The sequence below is a fragment of the Nocardia sp. NPDC050378 genome, from assembly GCF_040655675.1.
Taxonomy (GTDB): Bacteria; Actinomycetota; Actinomycetes; order Mycobacteriales; family Mycobacteriaceae; genus Nocardia; species Nocardia coubleae.
In genome coordinates, this window is sequence record NZ_JBFAKI010000009.1 from 113,375 (window position 1) to 134,170 (window position 20,796).

Consider the following 20,796-nt stretch of genomic DNA (forward strand, 5'->3'; position numbering starts at 1 on the left):
CGATGCAGCAACAGCCATCCGGGGCCGACCCGCTCGTCGTCCAGGCCGCAATCGGGGCACGCGCGCTGTCGGCACACGGCCACGACGACTTCAATCAGGGCCAGATCTCCTGCCGCCGCCCCGGCAGCAGCCGGTTCATGATCAAGGGCGCGCTGGTCGGCTTCGACGAGGCGAGCCCGGCCCAGTTCGTCGACGCGGGCATCGATCCCGGCTCCGAGGTGGACGCGCAAGCACCACCCGAACTTCCTCTGCACCAGGCGATCTACGCGGCACGCCCGGAGATCGGCGGCATCGTGCACAGCCACGCGCCCGCGGGACTGGCCTTCGGCACCCTCGACGCCGAACTGGCGCCGTTGAGCCATGAGGGTGCCTTGCTCGCTGGTTCGGTGCATCGCTTCCACGACACGAGCAACACCGTGCTGACCCGCGAGGTCGGCGACGCCATCGCGCACTGCCTCCATGACGGCGTCGCTGTATTCCTGGTGAACCATGGCGGCGTCGTCGTCGGTCGCAGCGTGCGCCACGCCGTGGTCTTCGCGCTCATGCTCGAACGGGCCTGCCGGCTGCAACTGGACGTACTCGCCACCGGCCGCGACTACGCGGTCTCCACCCCGGTGGATGTGGCGGCCAAGCGGGACTTCATCTTCGCCGACCTCTCCGTGCGCTCGTACTGGGAGCACACCCGTCGCCGCGTCGAACGCGCACACCCCGAAACCGAAAGCTGGGTTCGCCATGCATAGCATCGCCCCCGCGCCGATGGCCTGGACGGACCTCGTCGAACCACGCACGCCACACATCGCACGACGAGAACCACTGACCGGGCGAGTGGCAGGCGTGGTGGCTCGTATCGAGGCGGTGATCGGCCGCGACGGCGCCGGGTCGCTGCGCCGGGTGCCGTCCGCGGGGGCCGCCTATCCGTACGAAATCGTGCTCGTGCCACCGGGTTCGGAGTCGGTGGTCCTGGTGGATCTGGCTCGTCGGCAGGTGCTGGTTCGCGCGGGCGACACCTTCGATGCCGACGCCGACAGCTACCCGTGCCTGCTCGTGGGCAGGCCGTGGTTGTCGATGCGCAAGTACGGGCCGCGCGGGTACCTGTACCACCTGATCGACAGCGGACACGCGATCTTCGACCTGGGGCTGTTGAGTGTGGCCGACCCGCCCGCCGCGGCTGCGGCACTGCCGGACCCCTCCGGCGCCGTGATCGGGGATGTGCTGGCCGCCGGGCAGATCGCCGCGGGAACACCACACACCTCGGCGGGGTGGCGGCTGGTCACCACGGTGGACGCACGGGTGCAGGCCGGACGTACCGCTTTCGAGAAATGGGCCACCCGGATCAGTCCGCCCGCCCCGTCACACCCGGTTCGTTTCGATCGCGTCCGTCAGCTGCCCGGGCTGGCGCAACGCACCATCGCCGCGCGCCGGTCGGCGGCGTCGTTCCGGCCGGGTGCCGACGGCGACCTCTTGGACCGGGTCGTCGGCACGGGGCTGCGGTACGCGGAGAGCATGCTCGAGCAGCTGGACCTGCCCTGGCCCGGCGTGCATGTCGTCGGGTGCGGTGGCCGGGCGGTCGCGTCACCGCCGGAGGATCTGCTGACGGCACTGGCAGGCCAGGACCACCTGCTCGATGCGCAAACCTTTGTCGTGATCGGTGCGCCCACCCGCGGTGACGACAGCATCGATCACCGGCGTCAGGGCCTGCTGATCGCGGCGGGGGTCGTCGGGCAAGCCCTCTACCTCGCGGCCACCGAGATGGGCGCGGCCGTCACCGGCGTCGGTGGGATCGAACCCGGCGCCTGGAACCGGCTGCTCCCGGCCGGACAACAGGCTCTCTATCTGATCGCCCTTGGCCGCTCGGGTGACGGCGAAAAATTCGACGCGCTCTATCCGGGCAGTCATGGCTGAGAGAAACCGACAATGACAACGACAACGACAACACCGTCCACGTCCGATCTGTCACGGGCCGAATATTCGCAAGCCGCACGGGTTCTCGCGGCATCCTTCGCCGAGGATCCGGTGTGGCGCGAGCTACGACCGCGCTCGCCCCGACGTGCTGAGCTGGCCCTGTACTGGATCTTCCGCTGCGAGATCACCATCGCGGCGCTGCTCGGCGGCTACCTGCTCGTGACCCGCGACAGCGGGCGCAGGGTCACCGCTGTCGTCATCGCGTATGCGCGGACCCGCCGCGGCTTCCCCTGGTGGACAGCGATCCTGCGAATCCCCTCGATGGTGGTGCTCGGTCCGCGACGAACCTTCCGGGCAGCCCGGATGGCGTTGGCAGCCGAGACACACCAACCCGACCATGCCCACGTGTACGCCTTCTACGGCGGGTCGACCACGCTCGGCGGCGGCGCCGCGTTGCTGAAAAGGCTGATGCGGATCGCCGAGCACGATGGCCTGCCTGTCTACGGCGAGGCCAAATCATCCGAATCACGCGAGATCCTCCGGATTCTCGGCTGGCGTATGTCGGAACCGATCGATGTCGGATACGACTGCCTGCTGACCCCGGCCCGATGGGATCCACCGAACGGCCCGGTATCGACCGGGTCCTCCAGGAACGGAACTTCGATGATCGATCGTTTCGCGGGGTTCGCGGCGCGCGCCCCGAAAGTCGTGCTCGCGATCATCGGCATCGCGTTCGTCGTCCTCGGAGCTGTCGGGGCACCGGTCGCCGAGCGGCTGTCCGCCGGCGGATTCATCGGCACCGACGCCGAATCCGCCCGCGCCACCGAGACTCTCGAACGCGACTTCGGGCTGGCGGGAATGCAACTGCTGCTGACCGTGGAAGCCGAGGCGGGCGCGCTGAGTCCGGTGGCCGACGAGCGGGCACGGCGCATCGTGTCCGAACTGCGTGCCGACGAGCGCATCGAGGCGGTGCTGTCGCCGTGGACCGAACCGCGGACGCGCGGCAAACTGGTCAGCCGCGACGACCGGATGGGCCTGATCGTGGCGACCGTGCGCGGTGGCGACGACGTGGCCCCGGCGACGGCACACGAACTCGCCCAGCGCCACACCGGGACCGGTGACGGCGTGGAGGTACGCGCGGGCGGCCAGTCGATCCTGTTCCACGACGCCAACACGCAGGCCGCGCGGGATCTGTTGCTGGCCGAGGCGGTCGCGATGCCGCTGTGCTTCCTGCTGCTGATGTGGTTCCTGCGCAGCGCCGTCGCGGCGGCGATCCCGATCGTCGTCGGCATGGTCGCCATCGTCGGCACCACCGCGATCCTGTACGCGCTGACCTTCGTCGTGGAATTGTCGGTGTTCGCGCTGAATCTCACGAGCGCGATCGGGCTGGCCCTGGCCATCGACTACTCACTGCTGCTGATCAGCCGGTACCGGGAGGAGATAGCCAGGGGCCGGTCGCCGTCCGACGCCGTTCTGGTCGCCACGCGGCGGGGCGGGCGTGCCGTGGTCTACGCCGGAGCGACCGTGGCCATCGGCGTGGTCGGCATGGTGTTCTTCCCGATGCCGTTCCTTCGCTCGATCGCCTACGCGGGCGTGGCTGTGGTCACGTTGTCGATCCTGCTGGCGCTCACCATGGTTCCCGCGCTGCTCACCCTGCTGGGTGGGCGGATCAACCGCAAACCGCTGCGCGAGGCGACCGCCGTCGATCAGACCCGGTTGTACCGGATCGCCCGCACCATCCAGCGACGGCCGGTGCTGGTCGCCGTGCCGGTCGTGGCGTTGCTGCTCGGGCTCGGGGCACCCGTGCTCGGGCTGAAGCTGGGGCTGCCCGACGACCGGGTACTGCCCGCCACGGCCGAGCCGCATCGCGTCGGCGACGATATCCGGCAACGCTTCTCGGACAACCCGACCGGTGTCGTGCAGATCGTGGTGACCGGGGATCGGGCCGCCGACACGGTCGCCTTGGCCGACTACGCGGTCGGGATCTCCCGGGTGGCGGGCGTATCGGGAGTGCTCGCACCGACCGGCGCCTACGCCGACGGCCTGCGCCTGGCCGACGGCGACGCGGGCATGGCGGGCGAAGGCTCCGCCTATCTGACCGTGTCGACGACCTCCGATCCCTACTCCACCCAGGCCCGCGACCAACTCGATGCCCTGCACGCGGTGGCGGCCCCCGGCGACACCGCGTTCGGTGGACTCGCGCAGCAGACGCGCGATACCGCCGACGGAATCAGCGGTGCGTTCCCGCTGGCGCTGGCGTGGATCGCGGTGGTCACGTTCGTGCTGCTGCTCCTGCTCACCGGCAGCGTGGTCCTGCCACTGAAAGCCCTTGTCCTCAACACATTGTCGCTGTCGGCGACCTTCGGCGCGATGGTGTGGATCTTCCAGGACGGGAACCTCGGCGGCCTCGGCACCGTCGCGCCCGGCTATATCGCGGCGACCGTGCCGGCCTTGGTGTTCTGCACCGCGTTCGGGTTGTCGATGGACTACGAGATCTTCCTGCTCACCCGGTTCAAGGAGGAATGGGACAAGTCCGAGCGATCGAGGGCCGACAACGACACCGCGGTCGCGGTCGGACTCGCCCGCTCCGGGCGGGTGATCACCGCGGCCGCGGTGTTGATGACGGTGGTGTTCGCCGCCGTCATCACCAGCGACCTTTCGCTGATGCGCATGTTCGGGCTCGGGCTGACGCTGGCGGTCATCGCCGATGCCACCCTGGTCCGGATGCTGCTGGTGCCCGCGTTCATGCGGTTGTTCGGCACCTGGAACTGGTGGGCGCCCGCGTGGAGCCGCCCCACCCTCGACCGCCTGGCGCTGCGCGAATAGCAGCGCCGAAATCGACGACGACAGAGACGGATTGATGCGATGAGTATGGAGAAGTTCCGCGACCGGATCGAGTACGCGGGCATGCGATTGCTGGTGCGCGAACTGGAGGATCTCGGCCGATCGCCGATCTTCCGGGTGATGCAGTCCGCCACCACCTCCCATGTCCGGGTGGCCGACCGGCCGCGGCTGATGCTGGGATCCAACAACTATCTGGGGCTGGCCACCCACCCCGCCGTACTCGAGGCCTCCCATCGGGCGCTTGACCTGTACGGCGCGGCGAGTACCGGAAGTCGCGTGGCCAACGGCAGTTTCGACGTGCACGCCGAACTGGAAGCCACCCTGGCGCAATGGCACGGCACCGAGGCCGCCATGGTGGTCACCACGGGCTACCAGGCCAATGTCGGCGTGGTCAGCGCACTCGCCGGGCCCGGTGACACCGTGGTGCTCGATTGGGCGGCGCACGCGTCGCTGCACGACGGCGCGAAGATGTCGGGAGCGCGGGTCCGCCGGTTCGCCCACAACGACGCGGCCGAGCTGCGCACGATCCTGGCCGAGACCGAGTCACCGGTGTTCGTGATCGTCGACAGCGTCTATTCGATGGACGGCGACATCGCCCCGATCGACGAGATCGCCGCGCTGTGTACCGAATTCGACGCCCTGCTGCTGGTCGACGAGGCACACGGGGTGGGAATCTTCGGTGCCGAGCGCACGGGCGCGGTCGAGATGTACGGCCAGGCTCCCGCGGTCGACATCCGGATGGGCACCCTGTCCAAGGGCATCGGATCCATCGGGGGATACCTCGCCGGATCACGCGACCTGATCGACTACCTGCGCACCTACAACCGGGGCTATCAGTTCAGTACCGCGGGCACCCCGGCCTCGGTCGCGGCGGCCGCGGCCGCGGTGCGCGTGATCCGCTCCGCCGAGGGTGCCGCACTGGCACAGAGCCTGCTGGACAATTCCCGGCTCCTGCGAGACACCTTGCGAGCCAAGGGTATTCCGGTCGAAGGCACGACGGTGACGCCCTGGGGTGACGATGTCATCGGCCCGATCGTGCCGGTCCCCGTCGCCGACGAGCCCGCGCTGATCGAGCAGTGGAACCAGCTGTTCGAACGCGGGATCTTCGCCGGCATCAGCGTATTCCCCGGCGTCCGGCTCGGCAGCCCGATGCTGCGCCTGTGCGTGCAGGCCACCCACACCACCGAGGATCTCGAGTTCGCCGCCGACGCGATCGCCGACACCTACCGCCACGCGCTGGCGCCCTCCGCCTCCTGACCGACCACAGACAGAAGGATCTCCCTGATGGGAAGTATCGCCCTCACCAAGTACCTGTCCAGCACCCCACACGCCCTCTTCGACACCATCACCCGCCCCGCGACCTGGGAACACTGGTTCAGCATCCACCGCAGCTTCCTCACCGAGCCACCCGAGCGGCTGACCGAGGACTCGGTGCTGAGATCGAAGGTCGGGTTGCTCGGCATGACCAACGAGATCGAGTGGACCGTCACCGCGGCCGACCGACCGAACCGGATCGTGCTGCTCGGCCGAGGCAAGGCAGGCGTCAGCTGCGAATTCACCTATGTCATGCGCGAATCCGGGGCGGGCACCGAGCTCACGGCGGGTGGCGACTTCTCCGGACCGCTCATCACCGGTCTGCTCGCCAAAGCTCTCGAAAAGCACGGACGCGCCCAGCTGGACACCACCCTCGACCAGCTCGCCGCCCATGCCTCGGCGATCGGGAACTAGCAGCTCGGCGCAGTGCCGGCGATGGCTGGGGTGAGGGGTCAGCCGGGACGGAACGCGCGGGCGACCACGGCCGACTTGAGTTGCCAGAGTCCCGTGGCGCCCGTCGCGTCGATCCCGGTCAACGCCGCGATCCGGCTCAGCCGGTAGATGATGGTGTTGGTGTGCACGTGCAGCTGCCGCGCGGTTCGCTGGCGATTCATGTCATTGGCGACGAGCACCCGGACAGTCTTGGCCAGCGCGGGATGATCGTCCAGCGGTGCGAGCAATTCGCCCAGTTCGAACAAGGCCGGTCCGGGGCGGGTGAGCTGGTATTCGAGCGCGAGGTCTTCGAACCGGTAGAGCTTGGGTGGATAGCCGAGCCGGCCCGCGATATCGAGAAGTTCGTGCGCGCGCTGTGCCGCGTCGGGAATCTCGGCGGTCCTGCTGACGACGACGGCCCCGGTGATCTCGGCGCGGGCAGCAGCCGAGAGGACGTCGATGAGGGGATCGAGTTCGGCATCCTCGGGGTTCTCACCGGGGATCAGGATGGTGCCGCCGTCGGGCGACAGTATCGCGAGGGCGGAATCGTTGTGCCGCTCGAGTGCCGAGTGGACCCGGTGCAGTCGACGCCGTGCCGTGTCGCCGGTCTGCCACTGACTCTGGGACCGGCGGGGAATCGACACGGCGAGCACCTGATAACCGTCTGCGATCTGCACGCCCGACTCGCGAGCCATCGTCGTCGTCGCGCGGCCGGCGAGCAGCGCCGAGGTCACGGTGCGCATCGCGGTGTGGTGTTCGCCTGCGACCACGCGGTATTCCCGCAGATACGCGCTGACCATCGTGGTGGACAGGAGATTCGACAGTCGCACGGATGCGCGAAGTCCCGCGGCGAGGGTGTCGTCGTCATAGTCGTCGCGGGGCGAGAACACCGTGTCCACGCTCGCCCAGAGCGACTCGTGGAAGGCGCGCAGGATGTCCTCGATCGACAGCCCTTCCCTGGCCCAGACGGCCGCAGCGGTCGTGAGCCAGTCGACTTCACCGGAGACATCCTCGTCGTCGACGATGCCCCGCCCGATCCGCGCGCACATGCTGGTGGCGGTGCTGATCTCCGCCGAGACCGCATCACCGAGCAGCGCGCGGCGCCTGGCCAGGTCGCGGACGAAGTAGCTGACGACCCGACCGGTCATGACGCCGACATCGGACCGCGGACACCGAAGCGGTGGATCGGCCACGTCGAGCGGCATCGTCGGCTCCTCCTCGATCGCCTCGGTGGCACCCCCCGCGGCGACACGGGTGCGCCCGAGCGCTGCAGACAGCCGGAGCGGCGGTGCCGTCTGTGGTTCTCGCACTGTCATGGTGTGTCCACGGCTTCCAGTCGGTTTCGCAGGACTTTGCCGGTGGCGTTGCGCGGCAGGGCCTCGACGAAGCGCACCGCACGGGGCACCTTGTGTCGCGCGAGGGTGGTGCGCACGTAGTCCTTGACCTCACGCTCGGTGCACGAGGCGCCCGGAGCGAGTACTACATAGGCGCGCAGGCTCTGCCCGAAATCGCGGTCGGCGACGCCGATGACGGCTGCCTCGAGGATGTCGGGCCGGTCGACGAGCAGGTTCTCGACCTCGAGCGGGTAGACGTTCTCCCCGCCGGAGACGATCATGTCGTCGTCGCGCCCGTCGATGAACAACCTGCCCTCGGCGTCGAAATGGCCGAGATCACCACTCGAGCACAGCCCGTCGATCATCTCCTTGCCGGTGCCGTCGGTGTAACCGGTGAAGCTGAGTCCACTGGCGACGAAGACGGTCCCGACCACGCCCGGAGTAGTGATCCGGCGACGCTGCTCGTCGTAGATCGCGACCCGGCAGCCCACGGGCGGGCGGCCGACCGTGCCCGGTGCCTCGCGCAGATCCTGCGGTGTCGCGACCGCCGCCACCGCGACCTCGGTGGAGGCGTAGAGGTTGTAGAGCACCTCGCCGAAGTGCTGTGCGGTGCGACGGCTCAGGTCCGGGGCGAGCGCCGAGCCTGCCGAGAAGATCACCGTCAACGCGGAGGTGTCGTACTCGGCCAGCACCTCCTCACCCAGATCGACGATGCGCTGCAGCATGGTCGGAACCAGGACGAGCGCGCTCGCGCGGTGGCGAGCGACGGCGGCCAGGGTGTGACGGGGATCGAACCGGTCCGGCAGCAGCACCACCGTGTTGCCGAGCGCCCAGCCCAGAATCAGCTGCGACAGGCCGGTGCCGTGGAACAGCGGCGCGGCGAGCACGATGGTGCTCGCCTTGGGGAGGGGGATGCGATCCAGGAACTGGGCCGACTGCAAAGGCGAAACCTTGCCGCGCGGAGCGCCTTTCGGTGTTCCGGTGGTGCCACTGGTGAGCACGACGATGCCCCCGGGCGAGGCAGGCGCGGGTAGCGGAACGCCGGAGTGCCAGGCCGCGACGGCATGGATCGTCTGCCGCCCCGGCAGGTTGGTGTCGCCCGCGCGCGTGAGAATGATCGGCACCTCGCGTGCGAGATGGTCGAACAGGTCGGCGAACTCGGCGTCGACGAGCAACATCCCGATCCGCTCGCGCTCCACGACCGTGCGCAGTTGCGGGCCTGCCATGCCGGTGTTGAGCAGGACGATGCGCGCGCCGAGCTTGCCTGCTGCCAGCAGCGACAGGATGAAGCCGCGGTGGTCGCGGCACAATGCGCCGACCACCGTCTGTGCGGTGACCCCCTGTGCGGCCAGGCCGTTGGCAAGCCGGTTGGAGGCGTGATCGAGCTGTTCGAAGGTGATCGGTCCGCGGTCGTCGATCAGCGCGGTAGCCGAGCTCGCGACCCGGGTCGCGTGCGCCAGGGTGGTGACGGCCGGACCCAGGGCGGTGGCATCACGGGCCGTTCGTAGGAGCTCGATCGGATGCCGGAGTTCGATCGCGCCACGCCGGTGTAGGACGGCGGCGGCGGCCAGCGAATCGGCAACGGTGCGTACGACGTCGGTCGGCGCGAAGGAGACGGACGGCACGGATACCTCCGAGGGTCGGTCGTCGGGAATAGCCGCCGCCAGTGAGGCGGGACGGAGCCGAGCCTATCAGGCGGGAGAATAGTGGGTAACTTATTGGCTCAGATCGACAGCTGGTGCATCGGACTGCAACGAGGTGCCCGTCCCATTTCGGCGAAAATCGTCCCTCTGTGACCAGAATTGGCGGTAACATAACGCTGACGTCGACGACTGCTCGGCGGTGATCCGCGTTCGCGAGATCCGGGGCGAGGACGCCTCTGGGAAAGGATGACGATGACCACGGCAACGAAGCCCGGCGAACCCGACTACTCGGACCCGACCAGCGAGGGATATGTCGAGGAGGGCCCGGGTGGGCAATGGCGTCCGACCACCGCCCCGGCTTCGGCATCGGGGCTCGCGCAGGCTCCTCCGGAGCTGACGCTGGAGCGGGTGCGCATTCATATTCCCGACACCTACCGATCGCCGCGTAAGAAGCCCGCCCGGTTGGCCGACGCCCTCGACTTCTGGATGTTCGCCGGCGCGGCCGCGAACGTGGCGATGCAATTCTCGCACCAGGGTGTGGCCGCGGGTGTCATGGAAAGCCCGGTCGAATCCGGTGCGCTCATGGTGCATCCGTGGAAGCGGCTGCGCACCACCTCGGCCTACCTCGCGGTGGCACTGCTCGGGACCGACGAGGACAAGAAGGCGATGCGCGAGGCGGTCAATGTCGCCCACCGGCAGGTCAGGTCCCGCCCCGACTCCAAGGTGAAGTACAACGCCTTCGACCGCAATCTGCAGATGTATGTGGCCGCCGCCATCTACATCGGCTTCGAAGACACCCATCAGTTGCTGTGCGGCAAGATGACGCCCGAGGAGCTGGAGGTGTTCTACCAGGGCTCCGACACCTTCGGCACCACCCTGCAGGTGCACCCCGACATGTGGCCCAAGACCCGCGCCGAATTCGACGAGTACTGGCTCGAGGCGTGCAAGCAGGTGGTGTGCGACGACGAATTCCGTGCCTATATCGGTGATCTCGTGCACCTGCGGATGATCCACTGGTCGCTGCGCCTGCTGTTCGGTGGGCTGCTGGAGTTCTTGACCACCGGGTTCCTGCCGCCGCACTTCCGCGAGCAGATGGGCATCGAGTGGAGCGATTCGGATCAGCGCCGATTCGAAAACCTATTCCTGTTCGTCGGTTTCGTGAACCGGTTCATTCCCAAGTTCATCCGTTTCGCGGGCACCCACGCGATGATGCGCGACGTGCGCCGCCGCATCAGCAAGCACAAGCCGCTGATCTGACGCGGTTCTCGACACCTCGGCAGGCCACCCGCTCGACGCCCGGACAACCGCGGCGTCGAGACGAGTGCCCTGCCGACGTGGGGTCGCGATGCTCAGCCGCGTGCCTCCGATACCGCCGGAGCCGAGGTATCGGGATCGGTGCGCGCGGTCGTGGGCAGCGTGTAGGTGGCCACGATCGACAACACGGCGACGACGAAGCAGGCGGCGGTGTACCAGAGGTTGCCGATGGGGTCGCCGTTGCTGGTCTCGCCGTCGGTCGCCGCGAAGAAGTCGGGCAGGGCGGCGAGCCACAGGACAGCGAAGACCACCAGATAACAGGTAGCGAAGCGCTGGACGAACGGGTCGCTGTAGCCGGGGTCGGCGGCGGAACCGCGCCGCAGCTCCGACCACTGGCGTGCCATCACCAGCGCACCGACGACCACCAACACCGCGAGCTCCAACGCGTACACCACACCGCGCACGGTGTCGCCACTCATCCCGATCACGGTCGCGGGCAGCGGGAGCAAGAAGGTGCCGACCGAGGCGAGCAGGCCGATGACGACTGTGCGCCAGGTCAATTCGACGCCTGTGAACCGCTTGCCCGCGTCGACATGCCGTCCGACGAAGTACTGCACGCAGAACGCCAGCGACATCGGCCACAGCGCGGCGAACACCACCACGCTGCCCATCGGCACCGAATCGAACATCGGCTGGTTGATCGGATTGTCCACCGACCACTCCCACCAGCGCAGTTGCGGCCCGAGATGGTCGAAGATCTCGTAGAAGGCGTGGTGCACGAAGCCGACGCAGGTGGCGCCGATCAGCACCCCGAACCGGCGGAAGATACCGAGCATGCGCACCAGGCCGAAGGCCATCGTCGCCATCAGCGGATAGATCGCGATGATGTAGATCGGCAGGCGACCCCACAGGAAGTCGACGGTGAACACGTTGTGCGCGAACATCGTGTCGACGTGGTCCTCGATACCGAACGCGGCGGGGAAGTACAGCGGCGGCTCGATGATGAACAGGTACGCGGTCGCACCGAACCACAGGACGAGGTTGGTCGGGTCGCCGTGGCGGCGCAGGCGGACGATGGCGAACCAGAGCGCCAGCACCGCACCGAGCACGATGGTCAGTTCGAGAACCGGCAGGGTCCAGTTCTCCAGCCCGAACGGGCTGCGGAACTCGACGAGTCCACCGGCCTCCTCACAGGAGAAGCCGAGCTGGACCGCGAGGTCGGCGAAGGTGGGGGAACAGTGTTCGGCCATGGGTCGGCCCTTCTAGGAGCTCACGGAATCGGCGGTGTACCAGCGGGTGACGTCGTAGCCCTCGTCGTAGCGGCGGAACCACTCACCGGCCAGGTCGGGCAGTTTCTCGTGCGCGGGGTTGTGGCCCGGCGTCTGGCTGCGGATGATCCCGCCCAGGGCGACGAGCTGCTCCTTCAGGCCGAGATCGTCGAAGGCGCGCGGCATCGTGCCGTTGTCGGCGGGGCGCAGGCCCGGCAGCAGGCGGCGCAGCGTCTGCTGATTGCGGTAGCTCGCGAACATCGACAGCGCGTCGACCTGCCGGTCTTCCAGTGGCACATGCTCGTTGAAGCCCGCACAGGCCACCCGGATCACGCGCAGCACGTGCCGGAACACCGACGGCGCCACCCGCATCCGGTACAGCTCACTGTTCACCACCGAGTTGAAGATGATCAGCGCCGAACTGCGGTGTTCGACCTCCTCGACGAAATGCCAGATGAACAGCGAGGCCACCCGGTCGTCGCCGGGGGCGAACAGGGTGGCGTCGTTGTCGAGCATCAGCTTGAACACCGGGGTGAAGGTGGCCTCGAGGTCGGCGGTGTAGGCCAGCCGGTACTTGACCGGGGTGGACGCGGTGAGCTCGTCGAACTCGCGGATCACCGCGTCGAGGGTCTGCTGTAGTCCGGGGTAGCGACGGATCAGGCCCTTCACATGCTGGCGGTGGGCGGTGGAATGCTGACCCTCCTGGCGCATGAAGGCATCGGCCTCTTCGGCGACCTCGGGGTCGGTGATCAGCGGTTTCGCCTGGTTGATGAGCTGCACGATCATCTTCTCGAAGCCGATCGCCAGGAACGAGACAGCGTTGGCCATCGAGGAGAACGCCGGATTCTGCGGGTTCCACAGAAACGGCACGTCGTAGTCGGCGAACGCGAAATCCATCTTGCGGACGTGAAGTTCGGTCACGGTGAGTACCTCGTTGTTCGGGCGTGCGCCGGTCCGGCCGCCACTCGGTTGGGTGAGGTAATCATACGACTGAACGTCAGTCTGTATGATTACTTTCACCGAATCCGCTGTGACCAGGGCTTGTGCTAGCGTCCACCGGGTGGCGCGCAGACGGGGATGGGGCGGTAGTCCGCCGGGAGACGACGCGGAGGCGACGCGCCGGATCGTCGCGGCGGCAGTCGAATTGATCGGGCGCACCGGGGCGGAGATCAGCATCGCCGATGTGGCGGAATCACTCGGTGTCATCCGGCAGACGGTCTATCGGTACTTCCCGAGCGCCGACGCGCTGATGACCGCCGCCGCGATGGCGTCGGTGGAGGGTTTCCTCGACCGGCTCGCGGCGCAGGTGCGCGGGCTCGGTGATCCGGTGGAGGCGATGGTGGAGGCGGTGGTCTACACGCTGGCCGAAGTGCGCCGCACACCGCACCTGGGCATCCTGCTGTCGAGTTCCTACTCCAACGTCCGCCCCGACAGCCTCACCTCCGAGGAGGCGCAGGCCTTCGGAATGACCATGATCCGGCGGTTCGACGTGGACTGGGCCGCGCACGGCTACGACGAGCAGGCGCTGCGGGAACTGGTCGAATACGTCCTGCGGACGATGCAGTCGTTCTTCTTGTCGCCCGGTGACCCGCCGCGCACCGACGACGAACTACGCCGTTACCTGCGGCGGTGGATGGGCACGGCCATCAGCGCTCAGACCGCGGCCGGACAATTCCTCGAACGCTGAGGCCGCTGCTGTTTTCTGGCGTGTCCCGCGGGGGCGGCCGACGAGGACTCCGTGCGATGACGTCGTTGGCATCGCGGTGGAGCGTCGGCCCGACCCCGCGGGTGCACCGGTGTCGACACCGTGACCGAAAAACATTGCTCCCCCGGACCGTTCGGCGCCTCGTACAACGGGCCGGTCGAGCACCACATCAGTGTGGTTCCCGCTGGGTGACGGCTCAAACGTGGTTCGCCGTTGCTGGTTGAGGACGGATTCACCGGGTAGGCGGCGGGTATGGAGATTCTCGTGATTCTCGCCGTGGTCGTCGTGGTGGCGGCCGTCGTGCTGTGGCGCAAGACGCGTGGCGGACCCAAGCCGCCGGACGAACCCGAATGGACGGGCAATCCGCCGCGCTGAGCGTTTCCGGCTCAGGGTTTTCGCGCGACGACCAGGACGTTCTTCCCGAACAGCTTGCCGGTCACCGACTGCAGGGCCTTGCTGAGCGGGAAGACGACCCGGTCGTAGAGCTTGAGCGCGCGCACATTGATGCTGCCGTCGTCGTTGCCGAGCAGTTTGTAGGCCATGGTGGCGAAGAACCCGATCGGATCGCAGTAGCGCGAATCCACCACCTCGAGTCCGGCATTGCGCAGAATCCGGTTCAGCTGGGTGCGCCGGTAACGGCGGTAGTGCTCGACTTTCACATCCATCGAGGAGAACAGCATCTCGAGCGCGGGCACGTAGATCACCATCGTTCCGCCGGGCCGCAACAGTGCAGCCAGGTGTTCGGCGGCTTCCTGGTCGTTCTTGATGTGCTCGAAAACGTTGAAAGAATAGATGAGCCCGTATTTTTCGGCCTCGGGCGGTTCCGTCTCGCAGTCGACGACTTTGTAGCCCTTCGCCAGCAGCACCTTCTGCAGGTCGGGGTCCGGTTCGAGACACTCGGGGAAGATCTCGCGTTCGGCGAGCAGATCGGCGTAGGTGCCCTGTCCCGCGCCGAAATCGAGCACACGCAGATCCGGTGTGGTGACATGTCTTTCGACGCAGTCGAGGAGAAAATTGTTGTAGTTGATCGCTTCGGCCATCACCTCCAGGTTGTCGCACCCGGTGTAGGCGAAATTGCTGCTCGTCACGCTCGGTCCCCTCAATCCATCGAGATGTGTGAGTCCGTCCGTTCGAGCGGCCATGATGCCACGTCGCGGTCACAATGGTCGTCGAACACCCGTACCGAGCAGGGAGTGACCGTGTCCACTGTCTTCGTAGCATCGGGCGCGGGCGCGGCCCGCCGCCGCCTCGTCGTCGCCCTCGGCGCGGCGATTGTGCTCGCCGTCGCGTTCGTGCTGGCGCCGCCCATGGTGGCGGGGTGGTCGCCCGGTGCCGACTTCGCCGACGAGCACGCGCTGCGCGCGGGTTTCCGGTCCGCGTTCGTCACCTATTGGCAAGCGGGACAGGCCGAACTCACGCCCGAGCTGCAGGCGGTGGTGGACTACTGGTTCGGGTACCACCTCGTGAAGGCGGCGGTGGCGTTGCTGTGGTCGATCGTGCTCGTCGCGCTCGGGGTGATGCTGTGGCGGTCCGCGCTGCGTACCCGGCAGCCGAACCGAACGATGTTCGCGGTGGCGGGGGTGAGCACCACGCTGGTGCTCGCGGTAGCCGGGGTGGCGGTGCTGGCCAATATTCAAGGGGCCGTGACACCGTTCGCGTCCTTGCTGCCGATGGCGGTCGACGGTGCGGCCGACGCGTCGCTGGCCGGGGTACTGACCGAGGTGGAGCAGGGGCTCGACGACTACCCCGGTGGTCCGGCGGCACTGGAGGTGATGGTCGAGGACTTCGCGCGCTACCACGTCGCGATGGCCGTGCTCGGTGCGGCGGCGTCGGCCGGACTCCTCGGGCTCGGTGTCGTGCTGTGGCGGCGGCGCGCGGGCGCGGCCGTTCGCGTCCTCGGCGCCTATGCCCTGGCCGCGGTGGCCCTCGGCCTGGTGTTCGCGGTGGTCACGGTCGCCAACGTGACCACCGCGCTCGATCCGGCCCCCGGGCTCGCCGCCTTGCTGACGGGTGGCTGGTGATCAGCGCGCCTGCCAGTTCGGGCTGCGCTTCTCGACGAACGCCAGCAGACCCTCGCGGACGTCCGCCGAGCGGGTGAGTTCGGCGATCGCGCGGTCGGACCGGTCCCAGGCGTCGTCGTCGGGCAGGACGCCGTCGACGATGCCGAGCGCCACCCGCTTACTCGCCTGCACCGCCAGCGGCGCGTTCGCCGCGATCCGCGTCGCCAGCTCCATCGCGGTGTCGAGGACCCGGTCGGCGGGAACCACCCGGTTGACCAGACCGAACTCCAACGCGCGTGCGGCGGTGATCGGCTCGCCGGTCAGGATCATCTCCATGGCGACCTTGCGCGGCAGTTGTTCGGGCAGCCGGAACGCCCCGCCCGCGGCGGCGAAGAGACCACGTGCCACCTCGGGCAGCCCGAAGGTGGCGGTCGACGCGGCGACGGCCAGGTCGCTGGCCAGCACCAGTTCGGTACCGCCACCGAGCGCGAGCCCGTTCACGGCCGCGATGGTCGGCTTGCTGAGGGGGTGGCGCATGTAGCCACCGATACCCCAGTGTTCGTGTCCCGCAGCCAGAATCGACTCACCGCGCCCGAGTGCGCGCAGATCCGCCCCGGCGCAGAAGGCCCGGTCGCCCGCGCCGGTGAGGACGAAGGCCCGCACGGCCCGATCGTTGTCGGCCTGTTCCAGGGCCGCGCCGAGCTGGGCGCTGACCTCCCCGTCGATCGCGTTCATGGCCTCGGGCCGGTTGATGACGGCGACGAGCACATGCTCGTGCATCTCGACGAGAACGGCGCTCACGATCGACTCCTGCCTTCGTTGTCCCGGCCGGTCGTGGACGGAACCCGACCGACAAGTACCACGCCGCAAGTAGGCTCCGAAAAAAATTCGCGAAAGAATTTCCGGCGGGTGTCGATTCGCGCGGTGCCCGTTCGACCTACGGATGAACGCAGCGCCCGCCAGGGCACCGACCCGAAGGAGACACACCATGAAGTACATGCTGATCATGCGCGCCACCGACGAGGCCTTCGCCGAGTTCGCGAACGTGAGCTTCGACGAGATGCTCGACGTCATGGGCAAATTCAACGACGAACTGATCCGCGCCGGCGTGCTCGTCGCCGCCGAAGGGCTCGAGGACGCCGCCGAGGGCGTTGTCGTCGACTACTCGTCCGAACCACCGGTCGTCACCGACGGTCCCTACGGTGAGACCAAGGAACTGTTCGGCGGGTACTACATCCTCAACGTGGCATCGAAGGAAGAGGCCGTCGAGTGGGCCAAGCGGATGCCGATGACCGGTCCCGGCATCAAGACCGAGATCCGGCGGGTGCCCTCCATCGACGAATTTCCCAAGGACAACGTCTGGGTACAGAAGGAACGGGCCTGGCGCGAGTCCACCGGGCAGCTCTGAGGCGATGACGGAGCACACCGGACGTGCGGCGGTCGCCGCCGTATGGCGGATCGAATCGGCGCGCATCGTCGGCGCGCTGGCCCGCTACACCGGCGACTTCGCGATGGCCGAGGACCTCGCCCAGGAGGCGTTGGCCGAGGCCCTGGTGACGTGGCCGCGCGACGGTGTGCCCGCGCATCCGGCCGGGTGGCTGCTCACCACCGGACGACGACGCGCGATCGACGCGTTCCGCCGTCATGCCGCCCTGGACGAGCGCTACACCGCCCTCGCGGCCGGACTCGGCGAGGGCGGTGCGTTCGCCGGCGGCGAGCCGGTCCTCGCCGGTGAACCGGTGTGGGATCCCGAGCAGATCGACGACGACGTCCTCGCGCTGATCTTCATCGCCTGCCACCCGGTGCTCTCGCGCGAGGCGCGGCTGGCGCTGACCCTGCGCGTGGTCGGCGGCCTGACCAGCGACGAGATCGCCGCGGCCTGCCTGGTGCCGACCGCGACCGTGCAGGCGAGGATCACCCGGGCCAAGAAGACCCTCGCCGCGGCACGGGTGCCGTTCGAGGTGCCGCCGCTCGCCGAACGTCGCGAGCGGCTCGGTTCGGTTCTCGGCGTGATCTATCTGATCTTCACCGAGGGATCGACGGCCAGCAGCGGCGGTGAGCTGATCCGGTTCGACCTCGCGGGGGAAGCGCAGCGCCTGGCGCGGGTGCTCGCCCGGCTGATGCCCGGCGAACCGGAGGTCTACGGCCTGCTCGCCCTGCTCGAACTCACCGCCGCCCGGTTCCCGGCCCGCACCGGACCCGACGGCGAACCGGTCCTGCTCGAACAGCAGGACCGGCGTCGCTGGGATCGGACCGCGATCCGGCGCGGCCGCGCCGCCCTGGCCAAGGCCGAACAGGCCGGGCGTGGGCTCGGCGCCTACGGGCTGCAGGCCGCGATCGCCGAATGTCACGCCGTCGCCCCGTCGGTGGAGCAGACGAACTGGGAGCGCATCGTGCTGCTGTACGAGGCACTCGGCAGGCTCGCGCCCTCACCGGTGGTCGAACTGAACCGGGCCGTCGCGGTGTCGATGGCCGCCGGAGCGGCCGCGGGCCTCGCCGTCGTCGACGAGCTGGCGGCCGGGGGAGCGTTGCCGTCGTCACATCTGCTGCCGAGCGTGCGTGGGGAACTGCTGATCCGCCTCGGTCGCGTCGACGAGGCACGCGGCGAACTCACCGAGGCGATCCGGCGCTGCCGCAACGACCGCGAGAAGGCCGTGCTCGCGGGCAAACTCCAGGCACTCCGACCACACGACACACAAGCGTAAAGTTTTGTCCGCGTACCGATCGGGTAGTCCGGAATGGCGACGACGAGAGGTTTGTGGATGTCTCAGGAATCGAAATCGGTGTTGCACCGGGCAATCGGTGCATCGGCGATCGGAAATGCGGTCGAATGGTTCGACTACGGCGTCTACGCCTACCTCGCCACCTATATCGCGGCATCGCTTTTCCCGGGTGACGGTACCGGATCCAGCGTTGTCTATACGCTGCTCGGTTTCGCGGTCTCCTTTCTGATCCGCCCGATCGGCGGCGTGATCTGGGGTCCGCTCGGCGACCGCATCGGTCGCAAACGCGTGCTCGCGATGACCATCATGCTGATGGCCGGTTCCACCCTCGCCGTCGGTCTGATCCCGAGTTACGAGGTCATCGGCATCGCCGCGCCGATCCTGCTGTACGCGCTGCGCATGGTGCAGGGTCTGTCCGCCGGTGGTGAATACGGCGGCGCCGCAACGTTCATGGCCGAATACGCGCCCGACCGTAAACGCGGTTTCTACGGCAGTTTCCTCGAAGTCGGCACACTCGCCGGTTTCACGCTCGGAAATCTGACGGCGCTGCTGCTGGTGAACGTGCTCGACGACACGAGTATGGAATCGTGGGGCTGGCGCATTCCGTTCCTGATCGCCGCACCGCTCGGCTTGATCGGTATGTATCTGCGCAGCCGGGTCGAGGACACCCCGGTATTCCGCGAAATCGAGGCGAAAGACGAGACCGAGGAAACGGTCGGGGTCTACCGCGATCTGCTGACCAAATACCTGCGCCCGGTCCTCACTCTTTTCGGTCTGGTCATCGCCTTGAACGTGGTGAATTACTCGCTGCTGAGCTACACGCCGACCTATCTCGGCACCACCATCGGCATGGCGGAATCCGACGCGCTGCTCGTGCCGCTCATCGGCCAGATCGTGATGCTGCTGACCCTGCCGTTCCTCGGTGCGCTCTCGGACCGGATCGGTCGCAGGCCGATGTGGTTGTTCTCCTGCGCGGCGCTGATGATTACCGTGATCCCGGTGTACATCCTGATCGGCACCTCGCTCACCGGTGCGATCGTCGGCTTCGCCATCCTCGGCCTGCTCTACGCGCCGCAGCTGGCCACCATTTCGGCGACCTTCCCGGCCATGTTCCCCACCATCGTTCGGTTCGCGGGCGTGGCGATCGGCTACAACGTGGCCACCTCGATCTTCGGTGGCACCGCGCCGGTGATCAACCAGTCGCTCATCGAGCTGACCGGCGACAACCTGGTCCCGGCCTACTACATGTTCGGCGCGTGTCTGGTCGGCCTGATCGCGGCCTACTTCCTCATCGAGACCAAGGGCATGTCGCTGCGTGGCACCCAGGTGCCCGGCACGCCGGAAGCCCTCGAGGAACAGCGCGAGCTCGGCGAGCCGGTGGAACTCGCCGAGGGACTCGATCCCGCTGTCCCGGTGAAGTAGATCCCCGAACCGCGACGAATCGGTGTGATCAGCCGCCGCCCGCCGGAGCTCGGCCGGCGGCGGCCGCATGGTGGAGGGCACTGCGTGCCGCGCGCACGGCCGGATGATCGCCGGTGCCGTTGCGGTAGGCGAGACGAGTGCGGCGGCGAATCGGCAACGCGGTGAGGGCGAGCCGTTCCGGCGGTGCGTACAACGCCAGGCCTGGGACGATCGCGGCGCCCGCGCCTGCGGCCACCAGGGCGAGCACCGTGTCGAAGTCGTCGGCGTGATGACGCACGCGTGGTGTGAAACCCGTTGCCTGGCAGGCGCGGATGGTCATCGTGTGGCACAGCGTGCCGGGGGTGCCCGCGATCCAGGGTGAGTCGCGGTGGGCCCGCAACGGATCGTCGGCGGGCGCCGGATCGCGGGTGGCGAGAAAGACCGTTTCGGTGTGCAGTGGTTCGGTGTGCAAGGCCCGGTCGGTGTCGGCGGGCACCAGGTCGTAGTCGTGGGTCAGCGCGATGTCGAGGGTGCCTGCCCGCAGGGCGTCGGGTACGTCGGCCGGATCGATCTCGGTGACAGTGAGTTCCAGTCGTGGGTGTTCGGTGCTGAGGGCCACCAGGGCGGGGGAGAGCAGGGTACGCGCGGCGGTGGGGAACGCGCCGATGCGCAGGGTACCGACCAACGCTGTCCGCGCACCGGCCAATTCGGCGTCCGCGCGTTCGAGGGCGGCGAGCACGGTCTCGGTGTGGCCGACCAGCAGGTGGGCGGCGGGGGTGAGCATCACCCGGCGGCCCGATCGCTCGAGCAGGGCGACGCCCGCGTCCTTCTCGAGCGCGCTGAGCTGCTGGGACACCGCCGACGGCGTGTAGCTGAGCGCCTCGGCGACCGCCGCGATGGTCCCGCGGTGAGCGAGTTCGCGCAGCAGGCGGAGTTTGCGGACATCGAGCATCAGTTCAGCTTACGTTCTACCTCA

At 68.1% G+C, this 20,796-nt stretch carries 19 protein-coding genes; 12 read left to right on the forward strand and 7 right to left on the reverse strand.

Annotated elements, in window-relative coordinates; translation table 11 throughout:
* Positions 1–2: 2 nt before the first annotated feature.
* The 5 genes from AB0I35_RS20850 to AB0I35_RS20870 are packed head-to-tail and all read left to right on the forward strand — an operon-like array spanning position 3 to position 6,474.
* Positions 3–740: a class II aldolase/adducin family protein gene (locus AB0I35_RS20850; protein ID WP_357397773.1), complete on the forward strand. Its 738-nt coding sequence runs from the start codon at positions 3–5 to the stop codon at positions 738–740.
* Positions 733–1,902 (forward strand): nitroreductase family protein, encoded by a 1,170-nt coding sequence (locus AB0I35_RS20855; protein WP_357397775.1) that lies wholly within the window; start codon positions 733–735, stop codon positions 1,900–1,902. Before AB0I35_RS20850 ends, AB0I35_RS20855 begins: the two co-directional genes overlap by 8 nt.
* Before the next feature lie 12 nt (positions 1,903–1,914).
* Entirely contained in the window at positions 1,915–4,728 is a 2,814-nt protein-coding gene (locus tag AB0I35_RS20860; protein ID WP_357397776.1) for an MMPL family transporter, read from the forward strand.
* A gap of 39 nt (positions 4,729–4,767) precedes the next feature.
* The gene (locus tag AB0I35_RS20865; RefSeq protein ID WP_357397778.1) at positions 4,768–6,003 is read left to right on the forward strand and encodes an aminotransferase class I/II-fold pyridoxal phosphate-dependent enzyme; all 1,236 of its coding nucleotides are present in this window, start codon (positions 4,768–4,770) and stop codon (positions 6,001–6,003) included.
* A 27-nt stretch (positions 6,004–6,030) separates the two neighbouring features.
* A complete protein-coding gene (locus tag AB0I35_RS20870; RefSeq protein WP_357397779.1) occupies positions 6,031–6,474 on the forward strand; it encodes an SRPBCC family protein in 444 nt (147 codons plus the stop codon).
* 38 nt (positions 6,475–6,512) lie between these two features.
* On the opposite strand, the gene AB0I35_RS20875 is transcribed toward AB0I35_RS20870, so the two are convergent.
* Together AB0I35_RS20875 and AB0I35_RS20880 are read right to left on the reverse strand one after the other, a co-directional pair.
* Positions 6,513–7,808, reverse strand: coding sequence for a helix-turn-helix domain-containing protein (locus AB0I35_RS20875; protein ID WP_357397781.1), 1,296 nt, complete (start codon positions 7,806–7,808; stop codon positions 6,513–6,515).
* The gene (locus tag AB0I35_RS20880; protein ID WP_357397782.1) at positions 7,805–9,451 is read right to left on the reverse strand and encodes an AMP-binding protein; all 1,647 of its coding nucleotides are present in this window, start codon (positions 9,449–9,451) and stop codon (positions 7,805–7,807) included. The genes AB0I35_RS20875 and AB0I35_RS20880 overlap by 4 nt, the downstream gene beginning before the upstream one ends.
* A 270-nt stretch (positions 9,452–9,721) precedes the next feature.
* On the opposite strand from AB0I35_RS20880, the gene AB0I35_RS20885 reads away from it, so the two are divergent.
* Positions 9,722–10,726, forward strand: coding sequence for an oxygenase MpaB family protein (locus tag AB0I35_RS20885; RefSeq protein ID WP_357397784.1), 1,005 nt, complete (start codon positions 9,722–9,724; stop codon positions 10,724–10,726).
* 92 nt (positions 10,727–10,818) lie between these two features.
* Here the strand turns inward: AB0I35_RS20885 and AB0I35_RS20890 are convergent, their stop codons facing one another.
* Both AB0I35_RS20890 and AB0I35_RS20895 read right to left on the reverse strand, forming a co-directional pair.
* Positions 10,819–11,973 (reverse strand): hypothetical protein, encoded by a 1,155-nt coding sequence (locus AB0I35_RS20890; RefSeq protein WP_357397786.1) that lies wholly within the window; start codon positions 11,971–11,973, stop codon positions 10,819–10,821.
* Positions 11,974–11,985: 12 nt separating this feature from the next.
* Positions 11,986–12,912, reverse strand: coding sequence for a metal-dependent hydrolase (locus AB0I35_RS20895; protein WP_357397787.1), 927 nt, complete (start codon positions 12,910–12,912; stop codon positions 11,986–11,988).
* Positions 12,913–13,051: 139 nt separating this feature from the next.
* On the opposite strand from AB0I35_RS20895, the gene AB0I35_RS20900 reads away from it, so the two are divergent.
* A complete protein-coding gene (locus AB0I35_RS20900; protein ID WP_067488834.1) occupies positions 13,052–13,678 on the forward strand; it encodes a TetR/AcrR family transcriptional regulator in 627 nt (208 codons plus the stop codon).
* A gap of 270 nt (positions 13,679–13,948) precedes the next feature.
* Positions 13,949–14,071 carry a hypothetical protein gene (locus AB0I35_RS20905; protein ID WP_255284010.1) on the forward strand — a complete coding sequence of 41 codons (123 nt, stop codon included), beginning with the start codon at positions 13,949–13,951 and terminating at the stop codon, positions 14,069–14,071.
* Positions 14,072–14,082: 11 nt separating this feature from the next.
* On the opposite strand, the gene AB0I35_RS20910 is transcribed toward AB0I35_RS20905, so the two are convergent.
* Complete coding sequence (locus tag AB0I35_RS20910) at positions 14,083–14,784, reverse strand: class I SAM-dependent methyltransferase (protein ID WP_357397788.1); 702 nt, start codon at positions 14,782–14,784, stop codon at positions 14,083–14,085.
* 111 nt (positions 14,785–14,895) lie between these two features.
* Between AB0I35_RS20910 and AB0I35_RS20915 the strand changes: the two genes are divergently transcribed.
* A complete protein-coding gene (locus AB0I35_RS20915) occupies positions 14,896–15,717 on the forward strand; it encodes a hypothetical protein (protein WP_357397790.1) in 822 nt (273 codons plus the stop codon).
* Here AB0I35_RS20915 and AB0I35_RS20920 read toward each other — a convergent pair whose 3' ends face one another.
* Entirely contained in the window at positions 15,718–16,476 is a 759-nt protein-coding gene (locus tag AB0I35_RS20920) for an enoyl-CoA hydratase-related protein (protein ID WP_357397928.1), read from the reverse strand.
* 208 nt (positions 16,477–16,684) lie between these two features.
* Between AB0I35_RS20920 and AB0I35_RS20925 the strand changes: the two genes are divergently transcribed.
* From AB0I35_RS20925 to AB0I35_RS20935, 3 genes are read left to right on the forward strand one after another with little or no spacing between them, the layout of a single operon-like run.
* Positions 16,685–17,104: a YciI family protein gene (locus tag AB0I35_RS20925; RefSeq protein ID WP_357397792.1), complete on the forward strand. Its 420-nt coding sequence runs from the start codon at positions 16,685–16,687 to the stop codon at positions 17,102–17,104.
* Between the two features lie 4 nt (positions 17,105–17,108).
* Positions 17,109–18,401 (forward strand): DUF6596 domain-containing protein, encoded by a 1,293-nt coding sequence (locus AB0I35_RS20930; RefSeq protein ID WP_357397793.1) that lies wholly within the window; start codon positions 17,109–17,111, stop codon positions 18,399–18,401.
* A 57-nt stretch (positions 18,402–18,458) separates the two neighbouring features.
* Entirely contained in the window at positions 18,459–19,841 is a 1,383-nt protein-coding gene (locus tag AB0I35_RS20935) for an MFS transporter (RefSeq protein WP_357397795.1), read from the forward strand.
* Between the two features lie 28 nt (positions 19,842–19,869).
* On the opposite strand, the gene AB0I35_RS20940 is transcribed toward AB0I35_RS20935, so the two are convergent.
* On the reverse strand, positions 19,870–20,772 hold the full coding sequence (locus AB0I35_RS20940; protein ID WP_357397796.1) for a LysR substrate-binding domain-containing protein: 903 nt from the start codon (positions 20,770–20,772) through the stop codon (positions 19,870–19,872).
* Positions 20,773–20,796 lie beyond the last annotated feature (24 nt).